Genomic DNA, 19,988 nt, shown 5'->3' with positions numbered 1-19,988 from the left:
GAAGACTACGAGGCACAGGAGGTCAAGAAGCTGATCGAGAAGATCAGGAACGGGTTAGGGCACTGGCTGACGTTCGTTACAGAGCCAGACGTCGAGTCGACGAATAATCGCGCAGAGCGCGCTCTGCGCGAGCAAGTTGTGCTGCGGAAGATGTTCCGGACCCTCCGCTCAGCCGAAGGGGTCCAGATTCACGAGACGATCACGACCATGTTAGCCACGTGGAAACGACGAGGACTTGATCCGCCTGAACAGCTCCAGTCCATCCTCGGTGGACAAGAACTCAGATTAGGATGAGAGGCATCACTGGCCGGTGAATCCTGGTCACGCTATCCAACTACCGCACATCTACTGATCAACTGATTCAGCGCAATTTGATTGGAACAAACGAAGTCCATTTGCTGCTAACGGAAACAAATTCTCCCATTGTTCTGACAGAATCGGACTATCCACTTGTGAGCAGGGGTACGCGAGACTACTTATACTGTCGGACAGAACTACGTGAAGATCGGTCGCTCTACTGCGGCCGTCACCGGTGGAGACGGCCGCGAATTCGCGACCGACTTCGTATTGACTTCTGTCCGACAGTATTAGTCCTGCGAGTGATCGCCGTCAGATCTGTGCATTATTTCCTATCTTCGCAACACCACCCGTTCAATTTTTCTAGACATGAATCGCACGAAAACAAACGTTAAACACGTTCTCACGGTCGAACAGAAAGAAAAATTGAATCGAGTTTCCCCGAGTCGACCTACTCGTCCGTCATCGCGGCCCCGAGTCGCTCCTTCGAGATCGGGCTTCCCGTAGGGATCGTTACCGGCATCTATCTAAGCATCCCTCGACACGCCGGGAGGCGGCAACCGGATAGGAAGTCCGCCACGAGCGACTTGCGTCAGGACCTTTCGTCACTCCGACGCGGTCGTTCTTGAGGTTCACGAGTACCACCACGTCGTTAGAGTACCGGACACGCCGCGAGGGAATGCGCCTCAAGTCTGAGCTGCTCGCTGTCGCCGTCCTGATCAGTACGCAAGAGGTGTCGCGTGCGGTTGTGCTCGCGGACACTCCATAGACCGTCTCGAGTCGATCGCACAATTGATCGACAACAGAGAGGCTCTCAGCGAACGGTCCCAGCCCATGGTGGGAACGGTCCGTAAGCGAGGTGTGGGCGTCTGCGAACGCCCAGCCGATGTGAAGAGCGCCCTCTGAGAGCGAATCCTACGAAACCGAGTTGAGGGTCGACAGTGAGAAGCCATGAACCGTTCCGTCTGAGATGATGGTCGAGTTCAAACGCCGCCCTTCACCAAATCCGACGACACGAAATTTCAGCGAGCTGTTGGATCAGGTAGGCAGTGATCACACCATTTACCTGGCATCTCTGGATCCAAATCTGCACACCGATTACGGTTGTTCTCAATGGACAATGTCACCAGACTGCACTCCTCATGATGCCAGACCCCCTCTGAATCGCGGATGAACATACACTACTGTAAGACGCGAAGAGTTAGTTAACACCTCTCAACATCCTCAATCGACGTCAACTGATCCGTCAACAGGCTAGAGGTCATTGGGTGTGATGATGTTCCCACTTTCATCACGCGTTTCGATTTCCAACGAGTCACAGTGTTCACAGATAGTGGCACCGTGGACAACCCGGCGGACGGTCTTGCACATCTGTCGGCGGCCGCCAATGAGACCACAGTTCTCGCAGTAGAACCGGTACCGAAGGTCGGCTTCATCGAATGAGGTGTCATCGCGCCATTCAGGAACCTCGTCAAGGACACCGCTGGGGCCTTCGACATGGAGTTGAGCGTCGCAAGTGCCACAAACTTGCGTTCCCTCGATCGCACGGGCCACGGCAGTACTCCAGCGGTGGCGACCGCCGATAAATCCACACCCATCCATGCAGTAGAAGCGATATTTGTAGTCCTCGGGTTGTTTCTCGTAGTGAGTGGTGCACCGCCCAGAGAGAGCTAACGGCTCCACCCATTGCTTGAACGATTCGCCATGACCGGTATCAACACCGGTAGTCTGCTGCTGGTAGGCGTGAACGAGTTCGTGGCGAATCGTCTCCTGTAGGGCTTCGAATCCCGCCCTGTCGTGGGTCTGTGCGGACAGACGAATTGTACAGTTGCCACGTCCGTCCGATGAACAGACCCCGTGCCGTCGCGTCATTCGTGTACTGGTCTCAAAGGTTACACGAGAGAGGTCAATGTGGTCTGGCGTCAATGGCCACTCAGTACCGAAAATAACCTCGTTCGCATACGCCCGTGCCCGCTGAGAAAGGGCGTGCGAATCTCCAAGCTTGCCCGCAGTCACCATACGTTCCATGTTCTGACGTGAGACAAAGAAGTCTCGATCTCTCAGTGGTTCGCAGCCGGTGTAGCACTGATGAGTCAACGTAATCATCAAGATCGCCGTATTGTGGTGGGATTGGTCCGGGTTCTCGACAACATCAGGATCGCCGACACGCAGGTACTGACAAACTCAGAGATCTACCACACTGCCGAGTATGATAATTGAAACAGGTTTTTGGTATTTTAAACACATGACAGGCACATGGGCCGCACAGAACTCGTCCAGCATCTTCGAGAACTTGCGGAAGAGTTGGGGAGATCACCGACGACAGAAGACATGCACGAACACGGCCGATATTCCGCCCAGGCATATTATCACTATTTCGATGCATGGGACGAAACGCTCGAGGCAGCTGGTCTTGACGCCACAGCGACGACCCGTGCCAACGTAATCGAAGACTTGCAACGAATTCAGGACATCGTCGGAAACCCGTCTTCTTGGGCGGAGGCGATCCGGGAACACGGTCAATATCCACTCTCGCAAGTATACTCAAAGTTCGATGATCTCGAATCCGCGCTCGACGCAGCCGGGATCGAAAGGCAAGAGCCCGATACGATTAGCCAGGCGGACGTAATCAAGGAGATTAGCCGGCTGGCGACAGACGGAACGCCACCGACAGCCGATCAGATGGACGAAGAGGGTGCCTACTCGGCGCGAACCTGTCACGATCTGTTCGGATCGTGGAGCGATGCGCTACGTGCTGCGGGATACAAGCCACCAAGGACGGGTAACGAGTACACCAAGGCAGAACTGCTCGACGAACTCGAACGGCTTGCCAAGGAGTTCGGCCGATCACCGACAACCAGAGAGATGAGAGAGCATGGAAAGTACACAGCTTCGGTGTATTTCCGGCGGTTCGACTCGTGGAACGACGCGATACGTGCCGCGGGATACACGCCCGCTGCATCGAGCCCCGACGCATCCGAACAGCGCATTCCAGCCTCCGAACTGCTGGAGGAAATCGACAGGCTCGCAGATCAGGTCGGCGGACGGCCCACCGCCGAGCAGATGAACGAACACGGCCAGTATTCAGTGCACGCGTACGTCAATCGGTTCGACTCGTGGAACAACGCCATCAAGCGGGCTGGATTCTCCCCGTTTATTGGGACGTCGGAGGACCTCTTCTCCAGAGAAGAACTGATCACCGAACTACGGCGACTCGGTAATGTCGTCGACCGTCCGCCGACGGTCAGACAGATGACCGAACTCGGACGTTATTCACCGTCGCCATACAAACAGCGGTTCGGTTCGTGGGTTGAGGCACTCCGTGCAGCGGGATTCGAACCGACAACCCACCAGCTGCGCCGGTACGATCCCGACAGCGACGAGACGGCAGCAGACATGACACAGTAAGTTCACTGCCAGTTTTCTGGATCAGCAGCGATCGCGGCAAGGTCGGCTGCGTGCCGTTTCGCCTCATCAGGCAACAGCGACCTCGTCTGAACGTGTGTCCCAGCCGGATGGATGTCGGTCCCGACGTGTGATTTGTGATCCTGGTCAGTGTCGGCTTTTTCTTGTTGTTCGGCCTGGAGAGCCTCAATCTCTCTGACCGCTGTTGGGGTAAATCGATGGCCAGTTCCCCCAATATCGCAGACAACGTCGGCGTATTTCTGTTTCACCTTCACTTCGACATATGGCCGTCCTTCCTCGGCAGCGCGCTGACGTGCCTGTTCGCGGTCCGATGACCCTGCCTCGCCCGAGGAGTGCGTACACCGGATCGGGTCGACTTCACTGTTCGGCGTTTCCTGCCGGCGGTCTGTTTCTGGCGGGGTGCGTACCTCGATGCTGGGGCTGTTGTACTTCCGGGCACAGGCTGGACAGACCCTTTCGTCGAGATCGTCGTTGTACTGCGTCGCACTGCTGGCCTTGCCACACCAAGCACAATCGTCGTTCGAGTCAACCGTCGTCCACGAGACGTCACGATACGGTACTTGTCGCTTCAGGGAGACGATAACATCGTACCGTCTAGAGCGCATTTGCTCGATCGTGTCCTTGCAGTTGCTACACCACTTCGCGTCTGGACCACTAACGTCGCCGGGGACACCAAGAGTCCCCCACTCCGGATGTGTCAAGGCTAATTCGTCGAAGGTTCTCGTTTCGATAATCTCTGTCGAGCCGAGATGATGACAGGCATGTCGGCCGAGCAGATGCCATCGGTCTGTCGGTGTCAACCCCATTTCAGCCATCCGAACTCACCTCGCTATCGACCGGGGACTGAAACGCTTCCAGCAGGTCGTCCAGCATTGGTCGCAGCTTGTACTTCCGGTAGTGTTCGTCACGCATCGTCTCGACGTACTCGCGCCACTCATCGAGTTCGTCGGCTTCCCGGGCTGCTTCGCCCGCGTATCTGAGCCAGCGGACAGCTGTCTCGTAGCTGTCGTGTTTCCCCTGCTCGACGATCGGTTCGGCGTTCGATTTACACGTCCGGATTACCCATTGGGGACGATGCTCCCTGACTTCTTCGACGACAGTTTTGACCACCCGAGATCTGCCGGAGCGCTCAGCAACTTCGACGGCGTCATCGTACAGGCCTTCCTTGAGGAATACTTCAGCTGCGTGTCCCGACGCTGGAGTCTGCTCGCGAAGTGACTCCAAGAGTTCACTCCGAACGGACTCCCACTCGTCGCCTGCGAGTTCCTCCACAGCCTGATACGTACTCGGCGATGGACTCTCTTCGAAGGCAACAATCGCAGCCCGGAGCGCGAGATCCTCCTCGCCTAGGCTCGCGGCCCGATCCCGGAGCCACTCTGCTAACCTGTCTTTCCGTAAGCCGTCAACAGTTAGTCCGTGTTCGGCAACGTCCAGTGCAGCCATCGGGTTGTCAGTGTCACGCAGTGTTTTTGCAATATCCAGCAGCGACCGCGGCGTCGAGAGGTTCTCGGTCGCGCAGTCGACAGATGCCTGTATCTCTCCCTCTCGTGCCAGCATTTCGGTATAGTTCTGGGTCTTGCCTGCTGCCCTGGCCAGATTGAGATACTCATCAGTACGTCCCTGCCGTTCGAGAGCGAAGAGACGTACCGTGGTCAGACCGGCGACGAACTCCGGTTCGTCGACGTCGAGTTCCCCGTCAGTGAGAGAGCCGTCAAGGGCCCGCTGGAGCAGATCGTCGTCCCACCCTTCCCGTGCTGCGTCGGCGGCGACAGCAAGCGTCGGTCTACCGGTAAAGCGTCGTATCTCCTCGTCCCACTTGGTGAGGCGCTGTTCCCACTGTTCACGCTCACTCTCACTCAACTCGACCACGAGCATCGCTTCTGCGAATGTTTCACCCAATGTTCCCAGTGTCTCGTAGAGTTCGGTGACGTCGTACGGGAGCAGTCCAGACCAACGGTTGGTCGCGAGCACGTCCGAGACCGCCTCGAGAATCTCCACTGCTATCTCTCCATCGCCGGCGTCCAGTGCCTGCTGTGCCTGATCAATCAATTCGTCCAGCTCTGACGCCATCCGCTCCGCCTCTGCATAGGCATCTTTGTGTCCTCGCTGACCCGGCTTTGGCAGTGCGTGCTTCGCCCGCTTGCGGATAGAATCGATATTCACTGATACGGTGGTGTCAGAAGCAGCCGCGTCCGTGGGCGTGAGGCGGAGTTCAATCCACTCGGCAATCCCCGGGCGGTCCTCGGAGAGTTCGACGAGTAACTCCTCGAGACGTTCACGACTCGCCCCCTCAAGCAACTCCGAGACAGGTGAGCTGTCGGTGACACGCTCAGGGTCGCGGAGACATATCAGAAGAACCGCCACACGGTGTTTGCAGATACCGCCATGGTCGTACGGACAGGTACACCCTGTGCGCGCAACGCCAGCATCGTCGAACTCGATCGTGACCGTGTAAGGCTGGTACTGGCTCCCCTCGACATCGGCACGGACTGTCTCCCCACGGCGAACCATCTCACCGACTGCGCTGCGGTCGTAGTAGGCCTGGCCGCGGTCGTAAGAGCTGGACCTGGCAAGGTCTCTGATTGTTGCTTCTGTGATGGGTGGCCATCGCTCGTTACTCATGCTCTTGATGCGTGGATAGTATTTGTTCTTGGAAATGTGTCTTGTTGATCGCACTCGGTGATGGAACAACATCGCGTGACATCGTCACCGATCTCGCCTGGGATACTGCGGCGGTGCCTCACCCTGTTTCTCGACGACAACCGGATCGTCATCGGGCGTGCCCTCCCGGATCTCTTCAATTTTGATGTGGTGCTCCCAACCGTCACCGAGGTCAACAGCAGGACTCTGAACCTGTAGAGGGTCATACGCTCCCTTTGTACACCCTCATGTAGGAATTTACTTATCTGTTCTTCGCACCGCATCTCGCTCTTCACAGCAGATCGTAATCTCGCGTGACATCAAGAAGCGATAGCCCAGAATCCACGTCTCAGCGTTATGTGTGAGCGACCAGAGGATCAACTGGAGTGGCCATGATCGTGTTACGATCTATCGGGATGGGGTGTCTATGAGTATCTCTGCTGATCCCTATCTATACACAACCAATTACTGACATCTAAATTTGACTTCGGTCGGTATTACCTCTGCCAGTAGTGCTGGTATGATTGACCAAGTCCTCATAACGGGCTCGAATTGTTGATACACTTACTCCAGTCATAGACGCAAGCTCTGCTGTGTCAATTTCGATCTGATATTTGTTCGCCGCATACAACCATGCACCAGCCAGAATTCCCATATGCCGCTTGTTTTTTGCCCATTGTGCGGTCTGTGCGTGTTGGAGCAGGTCGTCAACGAATGAGACAGCTTCGGGCGGTGCTGTCGGAAAGTGAAGTTCAAAAAGACGACTCCCAATTGCTTCAAGCAGGTCATCACGCCTGTCTCGGAGTGTAGCTGTTGATACGTCAAACTGTTTGGCAATGTCGGCTTGAGAGAGGTCGGTGTCGGCAGCTGAATTGGCGATGTAGAGCGCTGCTGCCGCGTACGTATACGGAGACACTCCACTAGTAACCCCCTCCTCATCACCTAATTCGGCAACACGTTGCGCGCGAGTTTCGATGTCGGGAGAGAGAGTTAGGTCTCGACATACCTCTTCCAGGATTACCGCCGGATCATCATTCGGTATTCCGAGATCAAGCGCGTCTGCTACCCGCTGCATTTCGTTGAGGATGTCTGCTTTCGTAGCAGGGGAGATGTTGGCTATCTTGGTCACACGAACTGGAATCTCTCGCAAACGACAAGTAAGCAGGTAGCAGGCTGCAGCAGTATTGGCAGGAAAATAGATTTGTATTCCTTGTGACGTAAGTTCTGAAATGAGGAGTTCTCCGTACTGGTGAACGCTCTCATCCAAGTGGAGGCTCTGATCGATTGACGTTAGATACTCGAGGGCAACTTCTTGAGATTCCTTTGTCATATATGGAGTTCAGTAGACAACATAATATTTCTGTATTGTGTTGAGGACCGTTCAAATTCGATTCCTGAGTGTGCTGTTTGAATCAACCAGATGTCCAGTATGCTAATCGAATGTTTCATTATACCCACCTGGGTTAGCTCTGTTCTCTTTCGACTCAGTGAATGATGTCAAACCTGTCACGTCAGTAGTCTTCGATAGTGCGTCAAGAGCTCGGTCAGCGTCATCTTGCCGCCGTTGGGCGTGTATCCGGAGTTGTGACTCGTCCACCATTGGGAGGACAACCATCGCTTCCTTCGGATTTACTTCGAGAACGCGGTCAACCTGTCGGACGGTGCTGAGTCCGGATCCGAACCGCGCGAAGTGCCGGCGATGCAAGTCATCGACGCCAGCGAGCGTTGCTCCCAAAACGGCAGCGCCTTTACCGAGACTCCCTGCCGTCTCATCCAAAAACGTCGCTGGATCGTAACTCGCCGATTCGGCCGATGTGTAGACACGAGTAAATGCTTCTGTGATGGTTCCGAGAACCGTCGTCAGTACTTCGAAACAGTCACTGGACGGAACGTCGGGTATCGAGCGGAGTGAAGTGAATGCGGCCGTATACAGGTAGTCACCAGCGAGCAGCGCCGGTGCCGGTTCTAACGTGAGTGAGTGGATCCCTTTCCCGGAGAGCGTGACGAATAATCGATTCCGAAGGCGGACGTATCCGCGGAGTAATTCGACTCCTGTTGCAGCTGGTAACACGATTTCAGGATCTTGAGTGTCTGTCAGCGAGGCGTATGCGTGTCCCACCAATTGGCCGTACCATCTGTCGCGGGGTTCCTGTAGAACTTCACGAACAAGTGGGAGTCCGGCTTCTTCTGTGTCACTGAGCACTGACTCTAACTGACGGTCGATTTGTGACGAGGAGAGTGGCACTGGATCAGTCATTGCCTGCCACCTCGACACTTGTTTCATCAATATCGACTCTGGATTCGGTTAGATTACTTTCGCGCCACGTGCCACGTCGATACCATGCGTAGGCGATGGTTGCTCCTGCAATGTTCGAGATGGCGAACGACAGCCAGATACCACTTTCACCGAGCGGGCCCGCAGTGAGCCACGCGATCGGAAAGCGAACAACACCAAGCGTCAGCACCGAGATCGCCGCTGCAGTGAGCGTCTTTCCGGCACCACGGAAACTACCCGTGTACGCCCGCATAATGCCCATGAACCCGAACGTCAGCGCGACGTATCGGATGAACTCTGCACCGATATCGACCACCTGAGCGGCGTTCGCTTGGTCAGCACCGACGAACGCCGAGACGATAGGTTCTGGGAACAGGAAGGCGGCGATTCCTGCGACCGTAAGGACCCCAAAGAGTACTTTCGCGGCCAGCCCTGCCGCTTGTTCTGCTCGGTCTGGTTTATCAGCCCCTATATTCTGACCGGTCATCGTTTCCACGCCACGGGCGACGGCGAGAGCAGGGAGAAAGGCAACCGAGAAGACACGCGTCCCGATGCCGTACGCAGCCACGACTGTATCCGGGAACATCGCAACGATGACCAACAGCAGGTTCATCGAGACCGCTCGTCCAGTCCCTTCGATGGATGCCGGCAAGCCGATGCGAACGAGGCGGCGGAGATACGAGAGATCAGGGACCATATCATGGAGGTTAATTTGGACACCGCGGTCCCCGCGGAACATGATTGCTAGACCAACGACCAGTGCGAGTGCACGCGAGAACACGGTGGCGATAGCCGCGCCCTGAATGCCGAGTTCTGGAAAGGAGAGCGTGCCGACGAGCGGGGCGTTCTCGACAATTGTCCATCCAAAGATCAAGAACGGATCGATGATAATGTTGAGCACTACCGATCCGAACATGACGAGCATCGGTGTAATCGTGTCGCCGTATCCCCGCATGAGTGCGATGAATACAGCGAATCCGAACATAAACAACAGGCCGAGCGAGATGACTTCCATGTAGTTGGTCGCCAGCGGCAGCACATCCTGCGAGGCGCCCAGCAGGCCGAGGAAGGTGTCGACGCCGACATAGCCGACGCCGCCGAGGATGACTGCGGCGATAGCGGCGAACGTCACCGTCTGCGAGGCGGCGTACTCAGCTTCGCGTTCTTCGTCTGCACCGGTAAACTGTGCGACGAGGACGCTGCCGGCGACGGAGATTCCCATCCCGAGTGAGATGAGCAGGAAGACCATCGGGAACGCGAAGCTGATCGCTGCCAGGGCATCCGTGCTGTACTGGCCGAGCCAGAAGGTATCCGCGAGGTTGTAAGCGGTCTGGAAGAGGTTCGTCACGACGATCGGCATCGACAAGAAAAAGAGGGGCTTGCCGATGCTACCCGCGGTGAGATCGAACTCCTCGGGTCCCTTGAACAAAGATCGAATGCGACTTCGAACTCCCATTAATGGGTCGCCTCCGATAGCCCGTCTGCGAGAAAGTGTCTCTCAGCGTACTGTGTGATCGCCTCATAGGATCGCTCGGATGGTTGATCGATAGCTACACGCCGCGTATGTGCTCCCGTGATAGCCGTCATAAGGAACTCGGCAGCGACGGCTGGCTCAACCGTTTCATTGAACTCGCCTATCTCAACACCAGCCGTGATGATCTCCCGCGCCCGTTCGAAGAGCAGATCATCGAAGCTGACGAGTCGCGTCTGGATCGCGTCGTTGTACGGCGCTTGCGCTGTCACTTCGAGTAGCGCGGTTTGGTACTCTTGGGCAGGCGCAGCTTCTTCGTCAGTGAGAGCCGTTTCGAGGAGCGTATAGAGTTGGTCACGCGGCGTGCCACCGTCGACTGCGGGAAGCTGCGCAGTGTATCGTTCGTACAGAAAGTCGAGAAACTCGAGGAAGAGGTTCTCTTTGCTGTCGTAGTAGTAGTGGATGGCTGCTTTACTCCGGTCTGCCTCGTCAGCGATATCTGTGAGAGTGAGATCGGCGTATCCGTGCTTGCAGAGTGCCCGAGACGTCGCCTCGAGAATTTCAGTAGCTGTATCATCGTCCATGTCGGGAAGCACATGTACTTACTAACCGATTAGTCAAAAGGGTTTGGAACACAACGCTCTCAAGAGAGGTCACCGGTTTTCATCCATGTAGACGTCTACATCGACACCCGTACGAAGCGATACTATCTGACGAGTGGGTCAAAACTATTATTTGCGGCCCACATCAGTACTCGTACGATGGCCGATACGCCGACAGAGGCCGACCCCGACCCACACGAAGAGATCATGCGCGCGACGTACCGCGCACTTCGTGAGCACGGATACGCCGATCTCACGATCAAGCGTATCGCCGATGAATACGGGAAGTCAACCGCTGCGATCCACTACCACTACGACACGAAGGACGATCTGCTGACAGCATTTTTGGATTTTATTCTCGATCAGTTCAAGGACACGGTTCACGAGGTCGAGACGACAGATCCCGAGCAGCGACTCGAGTTGCTACTCGACAAACTGCTCGTCGATCCCAGGGACCATCAAGACCTTCTCGTCGCTATACTAGAGATGCGGAGTCAAGTGCCGTACAACGACCAATTCCGCGAGCGGTTTCAGCAAAACGACGAGTACGTTCAGTACCTGCTCCGCACGGTGATCGACCAAGGGATCAAGACAGGCGTGTTCGACGATGTCGACACCGACCACGTGGCCCAGGCACTCATGATAATCGTCGATGGCGCGCGGACACGAGCGGTTGTGTTCGACGAAGAAGATTCGCTCGAGACAGCGAGACAAACCGCAGCAGAGTACGTGACCGCCGCTCTAGTCGCTGACGACTGAGTACCAGTCATAAGTCCGTAGAACGATTGTTATACGCTGAACAGGCGCAATACCATAGCCTTCAGGCCGTGGATACGCGCCGTCACTTAGTGACACGTTCCACTGACAACTGCAGAGCCCGAGTTTCCAATCCGTACTCTCAAGTGAGAGGAATCCGTACAAAGTGGCAAGGTCAGGTCGGAACGGAGCGGATTTCGAACGACCTTCGGAGGCGGTCTACCCGCCAACCCAATGAGACAGTATTCGAAACGCCGACGTGGTGAACGCGAATCCTCGAAGGGTTCGTCCCTGTGCCCGTCAGCTTGAGCAAGCCCGACGATAACTCCAAGTCTGTTAACGCGTCAACAACTCTCTGCTGGCAAAAACAACAGTTGGGAGTCAACGACGCTGAGGATAGGAGTAACGGCGGTTTGGCACCGTCCTCAGAAATCGAAGATTTCTGATGGGCTGCACGAGAACTCCGTTCTCGTGAACGCCTGTCAGCCACCGGCCACGATGGCTGGGTTAGACGCGAACTCCCGTGAAGTGGCGGCGTCCATGGTTGCAAACCTGAAACTCCCACCGCTCGGGATTCCTCCGCGTTTACGCGGAGGAGGATGTCAACGACCGTCTCTTTCCTCGAGTCGCTCCTGATCGACGTCTTCGATCGGCTTCGTACACCACTGGCAGAACTCGAGGTCGGAATCGAGTTCCTTTCCGCAATGAGGACAGGAAGTTGACTCCGCTGCGGCAGGATCGACCGCGCTTGGAACACGCTGAGAGCGCGCCAGCAGGTACGCGTCCAGGGTGCTGAGGCCGATAACGAGGAACAGCGGTGCGACAACCAACGCCTCCTCGAGGCCACTGTTTCCGGTCACAAACGCGTCGAGCGCAGTCGGATCGACGAACAGTGCGGTCACGACGAACGAGGCAGCGAGCCATCCGAGCGCGCGACGCCACCGCCGAAGATAAAGGTGACCGAGCCCGGTAGCGAGCATCGCGAGTAGCATCGCGAGCCACGGTCGTTTCTGCGATGTGGACTGAGCCATGTCCCTAACTAATCGGTTAGTAAGTATAAGCCTTCTCCTGTCGGCATTCGCCAGTCATCTTCAATTGTCACCCACCCCATATGACAGTCTTGTGTCAGAACCCGTGATCCGCCGAACGGGCTGAAACGCGAGCGCTGCAATCGCGACCTCTAGTCCACCAGCTACGAGAAATGCCGGTAGGTAGCCGTACAGCTCTGTAACGGTTCCACCGATGAGAAATCCGCTCAACATCCCGAGACTACCGAACACATTGAATCCGCCCATTGCTGCACCACGCTCCGTCGCCGGTACGATATCAGTGACAAGTGCCATTGTCGTTGGTGAGACAAGCGCCCCACAGACACCGACGAATACCATCAGAATTGCTGCGGCCACGTAAGTAGGCGAAAGTACGACGGCGATGATCGTCACTCCATATAGTAGTGATCCGACAACGACTGGCAGGAATCGCCCGATTCGATCCGAGAGCGATCCGACTGGATACTGTAACACTGCAAACGGAACGAAGAACAACGCAAGCGTGAACCCTGCTGTCGCAGCATCGATATCGAATGTGTCTCTGAAGTACGCAACACCGGTTAACGCAAAGAATCCCGCAGTCAAGCGATCAATGTATCCGAATGCGAACGGCACGAGTAAGGTCGGGTACGATCGGACTCGATCGACGACTGTATCGACAGGGAGCCCACCACTGGCACTCCCGTCGGGAATCGTCGCAGCGAGGGCAGCCGAACCACCGAGGAGTATTGCACCCCCGTATAGTGGCGCAAGCGGATCAACCGTGGTGAGTTGCCCACCAACGACCGAGCCGAGTGCCGCACCGAGTCCGATGGCCGTCCCTGCTGCACCCATGTTTCGGCCGTGTCCACCTGAGAGGTCCATTAGCATTGTGATCGACAGCGAGAACGCACCAATGGTAAACGCACCACCGACGACTCGCAATAGCAACACAACACCGAATCCGAGGCTAACATGCGGAGCGAGCGCAACCGCCAGGTAACTTACAGCACCGCCCGTCGCGCCCAGGACGACCAGCGGTGTTCGAGACCCGAGAGAATCACTGGCAACACCCCACAAAACGGCACACAGAACAAATGCGCCGAACTCAGCGACTAGAAACCACGTTCCGGCGAGAATGCTCTCACTGCCACCCAGTGCCGAGACCGTTTCATCAAGCCCCGGATAGAGAAACACCTGCGAGACGAGGACGCTCCAGACGACAAGCGAAAGTCGGGATCGGTCACTCATAGAGACGAGGCTATCTACGTGGACGCGGCCAGAGCATCTGTGTGCCCCATGTTTAATCGAGTATACCTGTTCGCTAGTGGCTCTTCGAACAGGATGAGGAGTGTCGCTGACATACAAGCTAATTACTCAGTTAGTGCAAAAGTCTTCTCATCGAGGTCGCAAGAGCGAGGTATAAGCGACTCATTCGGAAACTTCTGCCTAAAGAATCCCCACACCAGCTTCGATATTATCATCGAGAAAGATAAGCACTAACCAAACCGTTAACTCCTGCAATCCCTGAATCAAGGTATGGATCTCTCTGTTGTCGATTTGTCTCCCGTTCCGAACGACGGGACCGCAAGTGACGCATACGCAAACACCGTTGAGGCCGCTCAACAGGCTGAAAAGCTCGGATACTCTCGGTTCTGGGTAGCCGAGCATCATGGCATGGCAGACACTATTGCTGGGACGACACCCGAAGTGCTGCTCGGACATCTCGCCGCTGAAACAGAATCGATTCGACTCGGATCAGGAGCAGTGCTACTCAACCACTACAGCCCGTTCAAAGTCGCCGAACAGTTCGGCGTACTCAATTCACTCGCACCAGGTCGTATTGACGCGGGCCTTGGCCGGGCTAATGGGTCGCCTGCGGCAGATCAAGCCCTCGGAACAGACCGACACGTCCAGAATCCCGATGAAGATCATGCAGAGAAGATCGAAGCCGTCGTCAATCATCTCTATGACGACTACCCCGACGGACATCTCTACAGCGACCTACAGATACCGCATTCAGGCGAGGACATCCCCACGCCATGGGTGCTCGGGTCAAGTCCATCAAGCGCTGCGATCGCAGCTGAACTCGGACTCCCATACTGCTTTGCGGCGTTCATTCGACCGCAGTTCGCAACCCACTCGTTCGAGACGTACCGCGAACAGTTCCAGTCTTCGTCACTTGCCGGTAGTGTCGACAAGCCACAAGGTATGATCGCTGTGAACGCAGTCTGTGCAGAGACCGATGAGGAGGCCGCACGGCTCCGAGCCGTGGCGGAGGCGTCATATCAGCGTATGCAACGCGGGGTTGTCGGCACGAGACCGTCTATTGAAGAGGCTATCGACGAACTCGGTGGAGTTCCAGAGCCGACGCCCGCAACACTCACTGCTGATGAATGGCCACGAGCTATTTCCGGGAGCCCGGAGACGATTTCATCACTTCTTGAACAACTCACGGAACGTGTCGGCGTTGACGAGGTGATGATCCAACACATCCATGCAACCCACAACGATGCGCTCCGTTCGCACGAACTGATTGCTGAGGGTATCGGACTCACATAAATCGCCTCGGGGTCAAGCCCGGGGCATTCGCTTCAGCTGCCTGTAAACGACCCCGGATCGGGTACCCCACGGTTTTCGTAATTCCCTCTGCCTATGCCAATAGCACTCCACGCAAAGAGATTTTTCGGGACGAGGATGGGCGGTTTACTGCACCCACCAACCCAGACAGGCTCACCGTCCGAACACTCGGTTAGGTCTTGCGAATCCGATATTAATTTTGAAACGCGCTAGCGACAAGTAGCGGGAAGACGAGAGTTGCTTCCACCTCAATCTGTGTGTAATTCGTTCGTTCTTCCTTGATTTTACCCCAAGAGACGGCCTCATTTGGCGGCGCTCCCGATAGTGATCCGTCTCCTTCCATTCCTGTCGAAATATAGACCACATAGTCCGCACCCCCTCGGAAAAGGTTCGTCATTATCGCGTGATGCTTCGGTACGCCTCCACCGACTGCAATGAGCCCCGTTTTGTCGGCCAGTAATCCGTCTTCGATGAGTGAATCATAGTCGTCAAGGATCTCGATTCCGACATCCGAATCGTAACCTTGCCGGTAATAATAGAGGAAGTTGCCCACCTCAGCGTCCGTCAGCGCCGGACAGTACACCGGCACATCGTTGTCCGCAGCTTGTTTCAACACTGAGTCTTCGTCGTCGAGCGTCTCGCCCAGTTCCCGTGCAAACTCTGTGGGCGTTCTGATCTTCTCCTCAGCGAAGAAGTCGTCAAAGAAGTCGTACAGATATTCCTCTAACCACACATATCGGTCGGACGGAACAAAGATATTCCCTAGCCGATTGATTCCTCGTTCCCGGAGTGCTTCCTCGTCTGCGTCCCATTCACCCATCTTGAACGGTTTCGCCGTCTTGATAACGTCCTCGGTCAGCGACCCAGACGTGGTAATGAGTACATCGACGTAGCCTTCTCGGACGAGATACGCGACGGTCTCACGTAGCCCCGATGAGATGATGTTTGAGGTGAACGTGAGATAGATCGTTGCGTCTTCGTCCTGCATACGCTCCGCGATATCGATGGCTTCTGCGAGTTGCGTCGCTTGGAAACCCGTCGTCGCGTATGCGTCGAGCATCTCGTGAAAATCGAACTCACCACGGAAGTCGTATCCACGAACGTCCGGCGTATCGAGTTCCTCGTCACTCCCTGGGAGGACGTGATCGTGAGACTCGTCGTTATCCATATAGGTGATACGACCGCGACCAGTTTGAATAGCTCGAAATGATCGCTTTGTTCTTCAAAGCCAGTTCACCACATGCTCGGATATAATCAACAGCCTGAACAGACTGCTATTTTATCCAGCAAGATGGCGGCGGACTCGAGGACGACGGCACCGCGGTCGAATCAACAGTCGACGAAAAGCACTTTTTAACGGATCGTCTTGTCTTGAATGTAGTATGGATGCACTCCTGCTTATAGCAGTACACATGGCGAGGTGGCCATCATGAGCAGTTCCACGGCCGAAGCCGAACTCAACGAGGACGAGCGAGCGGGTCTCGAGCTCATCCGCGAGTCCGGCGGCATCCACCAGAGCGATTTCTGGAAGGAACTGGAATTCTCCTCGCGCAAGGGCAGCCGGATCGTCGAATCGCTCGTTGAAAAGGAACTGGTCGATCGAGAGGAAACCGTTTACAAGGGCCACAACACCTACTTCATCTCGCCGACCGCACGAGACCTCGATTTCAGACTGCTGATGGCCGGCGATATGCTCTCGCCGTTTGTCGGCGAGGAAGAGATTGATCCTAACAGCGACGCCTTCTCGCAATGGATCATGAACCTCGCGTACGAGGAGTAGTAGTCACGATCGCTGCTCGAAATCGAGGCATGTCCGTTTCTCTTTGTCCACGGTATCTTGGTAGACGAACAGTTGATGCACGCCCCATCACGGCCTTCTTTGACAGAGACCCTAACAGTGTTTTGAGTAATACTGATCAGTTTAACTGGCCAGTATTACTTCCCGATGGCGTCAGGTCTTCTTCCTCTCGAGGAATAGTTGCAAGTCCAGTCGATACTGCTGGCGTCCTCACATTCTGCCTTGCTGTAATCGGGATTGCCAACTTCGATACGCCACTTCTGACAAGGGGGATCCTCATCGGTGTTGCGACACGATGACGGTATGCTCAAGTCACATCACAGTCAGCTTTCGGATTGGCCGGTCTAAGGAAAAGAAAGCGTTAGAAGTCCATACCCCACTCGCGGAGAATATCTTCGGCGTCGTCTAAATTTTGCATCCCGGCGAGGTATATCGCTTCTCGAGCATCGAGCTTGTAGAGATCATCGTCAAATCGGTCCTCAAGATCACGGCGTGCCTGTTTCTCTTTATCCTCGGTATCCTGGTAGACGAACAGTTGGTGCACACCCCCATCACGGTCTTCTTTGACTGAGTCTCTAACAACTATTCGTGGTAAGTCTGATCGGTCAAACTGACTGGTATTACTTCCAGACTGCGCCGGGTTTTCTTCCAGATCGACCTGGTCAGTCTGTCCAGTATTACTGACTGTATCTTTTTGCCCACCAGCTTGGTCAGACTGATCAGTATTACCAGTGTTACTGACTACCTTTTCCTGTTCCTCTGACTGGCCAGTAGTACTGACTTCTTCTTCCTGTTCCTCTGGTTGGTCACTCTGCTCAGTCTCGTCAGCAAACGGGTTTTGGCCACCAGATTTCATGCTGTGACCTCTGTCGTCGCAAATTGATCGGCAATGAATTCGGCTAGCTCGTCAAACTTCTCGAGCGTCGGTTCTTCGTAATCGCGAAGATCGCGGTAGTCATCGTTCTCCGCGAGTTCGTAGATCGACACTTGGTTGTCCCACGCATCACCAAGCATCGATCCACGCTCGCCAATCGACACAGGGGCGATCGGTAGCGACTCCTCCTCGAGTGCATTGAGATATTTCTGGTTCACGTTCGTCCCCTTGACCTTGTTCGGGACGGCACCGAGAACACCGACGTCGATATCTCCGAGTTCAGTCTCGAGGCCGCTCACCACATCACGGAGGCCCTGAACACTCCGTTCGCCTTTCGGAGATGGTTCGAAGGGGATGAGAAGGTTCGACGTTGCGTAAACCGCGTTGTACAGGTGTTGTCCCTCAGACGCTGGTGGGTCAATGATGATAACGTCGTATTCTGATGGGACACCAGCGTCGACGAGGACCCGTCGGAGCTGCTTTTCCTTCTCAAACTCCCCCTCGAGACTCGTCTGGTCCTCGAGTTCCTTGGCCGTCGCGAGGAGATCAGCAAGGTTGCCGAGATTATTGTGGCTTGGAACGAGATCGACGCCTTCAGTCGACTGGATGAGGTCATGAAAATCGCCTCGTGGTCGGTCGACCATATGGAGCACGAGATTGTCAGCCTCGCTATCAGCTTTCAGATCATCGAGACCGAAGTGATTGGTTAGGCCGCCATCCTGCGGATCCATATCGATCCCGAGAACTTTCGTTCCTTGATTCGCGTGCGCACGCATGAGGTTAGCCGCAAGCGTCGTCTTTCCGACGCCACCCGCCTCGGACCAGACTGTATACGGAATCATACACGCTAAGCAGATGGTCTCCCCATATAAAAATACTAGCCAGACAAGACAGTATTGCTGGTCAGTAATACTGACCAGTGTTACTAGTCAGACTAATCAGCCGCTTCTGAATGCTGGCACTATTACGGAGAAGTTTTTATTGGGAAAGAGAACTGTACAGCGGAAATGGCAGATCTGTATTTCGAGGACCTGGAGAAAGGTCAACGACGAGAACTCGGTAGTTATACTGTCCCAGAGAATGAGATGATGGAGTTCGCACGACGGTATGATCCGCAGCCGATCCACGTTGACGAGGAGGCTGCTCGGGACTCCATCTTTGGTGGGGTAATCGCGAGCGGTTGGTACACTGCCAGCGTCTGCATGCGGCTCCTCGCAGACGAATTCCTCAATGAAGCTGCGAGTATGGGTGGGCTTGGCCTGGATGAGCTCCGGTGGCAGAACCCGGTTCGGGCGGGCGATACGCTTACTGTTTCGAACGAGATTCTCGAAACGCGTCCATCGGAGAGCCGCGATGATCGTGGCTATGTTCGGAATAAGACGGTCGCACACAATCAGGACGGCGAGGAGGTCCTTGTCTGGGTCGCGACCAATATCTTTGCTTCGAACTGATATCCTCCCACAGCTACTGCCGCTCTGGACTCCTTCTCTGGCCGAATCTGGCAGGGAAAGTGGTCAATCGAGTAAATGGAGAGTATTCGCCTATCCCCTTATCGGTTAAACAAAAGTCCACGCTGAATGCCACGCCCTTCAAGACGTAGCAGCTTACTTCCGTCATTTCCGTAGCCCCACCCTAGGTTTCTGTCGTATATCATGTTTGCTCGATCAACTAGAACACGCACTCCAATACGTCCAGTGTCTCTAGAAGTGCGAGAACGTCCGAACAGTACACAACAACCATCATTGCGTCCAGTATCCTACGACCATCACGCCCGCTGTCTTGCGCCGATCTTCGAGTTCTCGAGATTGCCGTTACTTGAGCGCGTGGAATCTGACCGAAGTGATTGGTGAGAGTGCCATCTTGCGGATCCATCTCAATCGCAAGAATTCCGCCTTGATTCACGTGTGTAGAATATGTAGCCAGACAAGATAGTAATGCTAGTCAGTAATACTAGACAGTATTACCGAACATACTATCTAGTCAATTATCTTAAACACGTGCTGAAAGTTGGCTTATGACCGGAGAGAGTTCAGCCCTAACGCCACGAGCCATTGGTCTTTAGTTAAGCCCAATAGTAATATTAGGAGCCATATTATGCATAACAGTATTAGAGACGAGAGGAATCATAGCTCGGACTCTGGTATTACCAATATCGGTCGATAAGTGTTCCTCGCAAACTCTATTTTCTCCTCGTAGCCGACTTGAGAGAGTTGAATCTGGACGAAAAACGATGCTGCTGAG

17 protein-coding genes and 1 pseudogene are annotated in these 19,988 nt (G+C 55.1%); 6 read left to right on the top strand and 12 right to left on the bottom strand.

Going from position 1 to position 19,988, the window contains the following annotated elements; genetic code table 11:
• Positions 1-294: IS66 family transposase (locus tag BSG09_RS17670; protein ID WP_139246259.1), on the top strand; the 294-nt coding region annotated here is incomplete at its 5' end.
• Between the two features lie 1,257 nt (positions 295-1,551).
• Here BSG09_RS17670 and BSG09_RS21405 read toward each other — a convergent pair.
• Together BSG09_RS21405 and BSG09_RS21770 are read right to left on the bottom strand one after the other, a co-directional pair.
• Entirely contained in the window at positions 1,552-1,899 is a 348-nt protein-coding gene (locus BSG09_RS21405) for a hypothetical protein (protein ID WP_223174771.1), read from the bottom strand.
• Positions 1,900-1,980: 81 nt separating this feature from the next.
• A pseudogene (locus BSG09_RS21770) lies at positions 1,981-2,316 on the bottom strand (SprT-like domain-containing protein); the annotation flags it as partial.
• A 237-nt stretch (positions 2,317-2,553) separates the two neighbouring features.
• Here BSG09_RS21770 and BSG09_RS17660 point away from each other — a divergent pair.
• Positions 2,554-3,705: a homing endonuclease associated repeat-containing protein gene (locus BSG09_RS17660; RefSeq protein WP_092935460.1), complete on the top strand. Its 1,152-nt coding sequence runs from the start codon at positions 2,554-2,556 to the stop codon at positions 3,703-3,705.
• 2 nt (positions 3,706-3,707) lie between these two features.
• On the opposite strand, the gene BSG09_RS17655 is transcribed toward BSG09_RS17660, so the two are convergent.
• The 5 genes from BSG09_RS17655 to BSG09_RS17630 all read right to left on the bottom strand — a co-directional run bounded on the left by BSG09_RS17655 (position 3,708) and on the right by BSG09_RS17630 (position 10,693).
• Complete coding sequence (locus tag BSG09_RS17655; RefSeq protein ID WP_008015454.1) at positions 3,708-4,538, bottom strand: hypothetical protein; 831 nt, start codon at positions 4,536-4,538, stop codon at positions 3,708-3,710.
• Complete coding sequence (locus BSG09_RS17650) at positions 4,531-6,345, bottom strand: SWIM zinc finger family protein (protein ID WP_254799201.1); 1,815 nt, start codon at positions 6,343-6,345, stop codon at positions 4,531-4,533. Before BSG09_RS17650 ends, BSG09_RS17655 begins: the two co-directional genes overlap by 8 nt.
• 493 nt (positions 6,346-6,838) lie before the next feature.
• Positions 6,839-7,693, bottom strand: a complete 855-nt coding sequence (locus BSG09_RS17645) for a transcription initiation factor IIB (protein ID WP_092935456.1) — start codon at positions 7,691-7,693, stop codon at positions 6,839-6,841.
• A gap of 919 nt (positions 7,694-8,612) precedes the next feature.
• Positions 8,613-10,094: an MATE family efflux transporter gene (locus BSG09_RS17635; protein ID WP_092935452.1), complete on the bottom strand. Its 1,482-nt coding sequence runs from the start codon at positions 10,092-10,094 to the stop codon at positions 8,613-8,615.
• Complete coding sequence (locus BSG09_RS17630; RefSeq protein ID WP_092935450.1) at positions 10,094-10,693, bottom strand: TetR/AcrR family transcriptional regulator; 600 nt, start codon at positions 10,691-10,693, stop codon at positions 10,094-10,096. Before BSG09_RS17630 ends, BSG09_RS17635 begins: the two co-directional genes overlap by 1 nt.
• Before the next feature lie 177 nt (positions 10,694-10,870).
• Here BSG09_RS17630 and BSG09_RS17625 point away from each other — a divergent pair, with 177 nt between their 5' ends.
• Positions 10,871-11,470: a TetR/AcrR family transcriptional regulator gene (locus tag BSG09_RS17625; protein WP_092935448.1), complete on the top strand. Its 600-nt coding sequence runs from the start codon at positions 10,871-10,873 to the stop codon at positions 11,468-11,470.
• Between the two features lie 599 nt (positions 11,471-12,069).
• On the opposite strand, the gene BSG09_RS17620 is transcribed toward BSG09_RS17625, so the two are convergent.
• Both BSG09_RS17620 and BSG09_RS17615 read right to left on the bottom strand, forming a co-directional pair.
• Positions 12,070-12,498: a DUF7575 domain-containing protein gene (locus tag BSG09_RS17620; protein ID WP_092935446.1), complete on the bottom strand. Its 429-nt coding sequence runs from the start codon at positions 12,496-12,498 to the stop codon at positions 12,070-12,072.
• 60 nt (positions 12,499-12,558) lie between these two features.
• The gene (locus BSG09_RS17615) at positions 12,559-13,746 is read right to left on the bottom strand and encodes an MFS transporter (protein ID WP_092935444.1); all 1,188 of its coding nucleotides are present in this window, start codon (positions 13,744-13,746) and stop codon (positions 12,559-12,561) included.
• 288 nt (positions 13,747-14,034) lie between these two features.
• On the opposite strand from BSG09_RS17615, the gene BSG09_RS17610 reads away from it, so the two are divergent.
• A complete protein-coding gene (locus tag BSG09_RS17610; protein ID WP_092935442.1) occupies positions 14,035-15,057 on the top strand; it encodes an LLM class flavin-dependent oxidoreductase in 1,023 nt (340 codons plus the stop codon).
• Positions 15,058-15,268: 211 nt separating this feature from the next.
• Here BSG09_RS17610 and BSG09_RS17605 read toward each other — a convergent pair whose 3' ends face one another.
• Entirely contained in the window at positions 15,269-16,243 is a 975-nt protein-coding gene (locus BSG09_RS17605; protein WP_092935440.1) for a deoxyhypusine synthase, read from the bottom strand.
• Positions 16,244-16,504: 261 nt separating this feature from the next.
• Here BSG09_RS17605 and BSG09_RS17600 point away from each other — a divergent pair, with 261 nt between their 5' ends.
• Positions 16,505-16,855 (top strand): helix-turn-helix transcriptional regulator, encoded by a 351-nt coding sequence (locus BSG09_RS17600; RefSeq protein ID WP_092935438.1) that lies wholly within the window; start codon positions 16,505-16,507, stop codon positions 16,853-16,855.
• Between the two features lie 379 nt (positions 16,856-17,234).
• Here the strand turns inward: BSG09_RS17600 and BSG09_RS17595 are convergent, their stop codons facing one another.
• Entirely contained in the window at positions 17,235-17,729 is a 495-nt protein-coding gene (locus BSG09_RS17595) for a hypothetical protein (RefSeq protein WP_092935436.1), read from the bottom strand.
• A complete protein-coding gene (locus BSG09_RS17590) occupies positions 17,726-18,589 on the bottom strand; it encodes a ParA family protein (protein WP_092935434.1) in 864 nt (287 codons plus the stop codon). The genes BSG09_RS17595 and BSG09_RS17590 overlap by 4 nt, the downstream gene beginning before the upstream one ends.
• A gap of 165 nt (positions 18,590-18,754) precedes the next feature.
• Between BSG09_RS17590 and BSG09_RS17585 the strand changes: the two genes are divergently transcribed.
• On the top strand, positions 18,755-19,198 hold the full coding sequence (locus BSG09_RS17585) for a MaoC family dehydratase (RefSeq protein ID WP_092935432.1): 444 nt from the start codon (positions 18,755-18,757) through the stop codon (positions 19,196-19,198).
• Positions 19,199-19,988 lie beyond the last annotated feature (790 nt).

Origin of the sequence: Natrinema hispanicum, assembly GCF_900111485.1 — an archaeon.
In the GTDB taxonomy this organism is placed as follows: Archaea; Halobacteriota; Halobacteria; order Halobacteriales; family Natrialbaceae; genus Natrinema; species Natrinema hispanicum_A.
Note: the sequence above shows the minus strand (reverse complement) of the source record. Positions and strands in the feature narration are given on the sequence as shown.

Coding starts and splice junctions, on each gene's coding strand:
- BSG09_RS17660 (WP_092935460.1), top strand. CDS start 2,554: ATGGGCCGCACAGAACTCGTCCAGCATCTTCGAGAACTTGCGGAAGAG.
- BSG09_RS17615 (WP_092935444.1), bottom strand. CDS start 13,746: ATGAGTGACCGATCCCGACTTTCGCTTGTCGTCTGGAGCGTCCTCGTC.
- BSG09_RS17630 (WP_092935450.1), bottom strand. CDS start 10,693: ATGGACGATGATACAGCTACTGAAATTCTCGAGGCGACGTCTCGGGCA.
- BSG09_RS17590 (WP_092935434.1), bottom strand. CDS start 18,589: ATGATTCCGTATACAGTCTGGTCCGAGGCGGGTGGCGTCGGAAAGACG.
- BSG09_RS17610 (WP_092935442.1), top strand. CDS start 14,035: ATGGATCTCTCTGTTGTCGATTTGTCTCCCGTTCCGAACGACGGGACC.
- BSG09_RS17600 (WP_092935438.1), top strand. CDS start 16,505: ATGAGCAGTTCCACGGCCGAAGCCGAACTCAACGAGGACGAGCGAGCG.
- BSG09_RS17645 (WP_092935456.1), bottom strand. CDS start 7,693: ATGACAAAGGAATCTCAAGAAGTTGCCCTCGAGTATCTAACGTCAATC.
- BSG09_RS17605 (WP_092935440.1), bottom strand. CDS start 16,243: ATGGATAACGACGAGTCTCACGATCACGTCCTCCCAGGGAGTGACGAG.
- BSG09_RS17585 (WP_092935432.1), top strand. CDS start 18,755: ATGGCAGATCTGTATTTCGAGGACCTGGAGAAAGGTCAACGACGAGAA.
- BSG09_RS17655 (WP_008015454.1), bottom strand. CDS start 4,538: ATGGCTGAAATGGGGTTGACACCGACAGACCGATGGCATCTGCTCGGC.
- BSG09_RS17625 (WP_092935448.1), top strand. CDS start 10,871: ATGGCCGATACGCCGACAGAGGCCGACCCCGACCCACACGAAGAGATC.
- BSG09_RS17635 (WP_092935452.1), bottom strand. CDS start 10,094: ATGGGAGTTCGAAGTCGCATTCGATCTTTGTTCAAGGGACCCGAGGAG.
- BSG09_RS21405 (WP_223174771.1), bottom strand. CDS start 1,899: ATGGATGGGTGTGGATTTATCGGCGGTCGCCACCGCTGGAGTACTGCC.
- BSG09_RS17650 (WP_254799201.1), bottom strand. CDS start 6,345: ATGAGTAACGAGCGATGGCCACCCATCACAGAAGCAACAATCAGAGAC.
- BSG09_RS17595 (WP_092935436.1), bottom strand. CDS start 17,729: ATGAAATCTGGTGGCCAAAACCCGTTTGCTGACGAGACTGAGCAGAGT.
- BSG09_RS17620 (WP_092935446.1), bottom strand. CDS start 12,498: ATGGCTCAGTCCACATCGCAGAAACGACCGTGGCTCGCGATGCTACTC.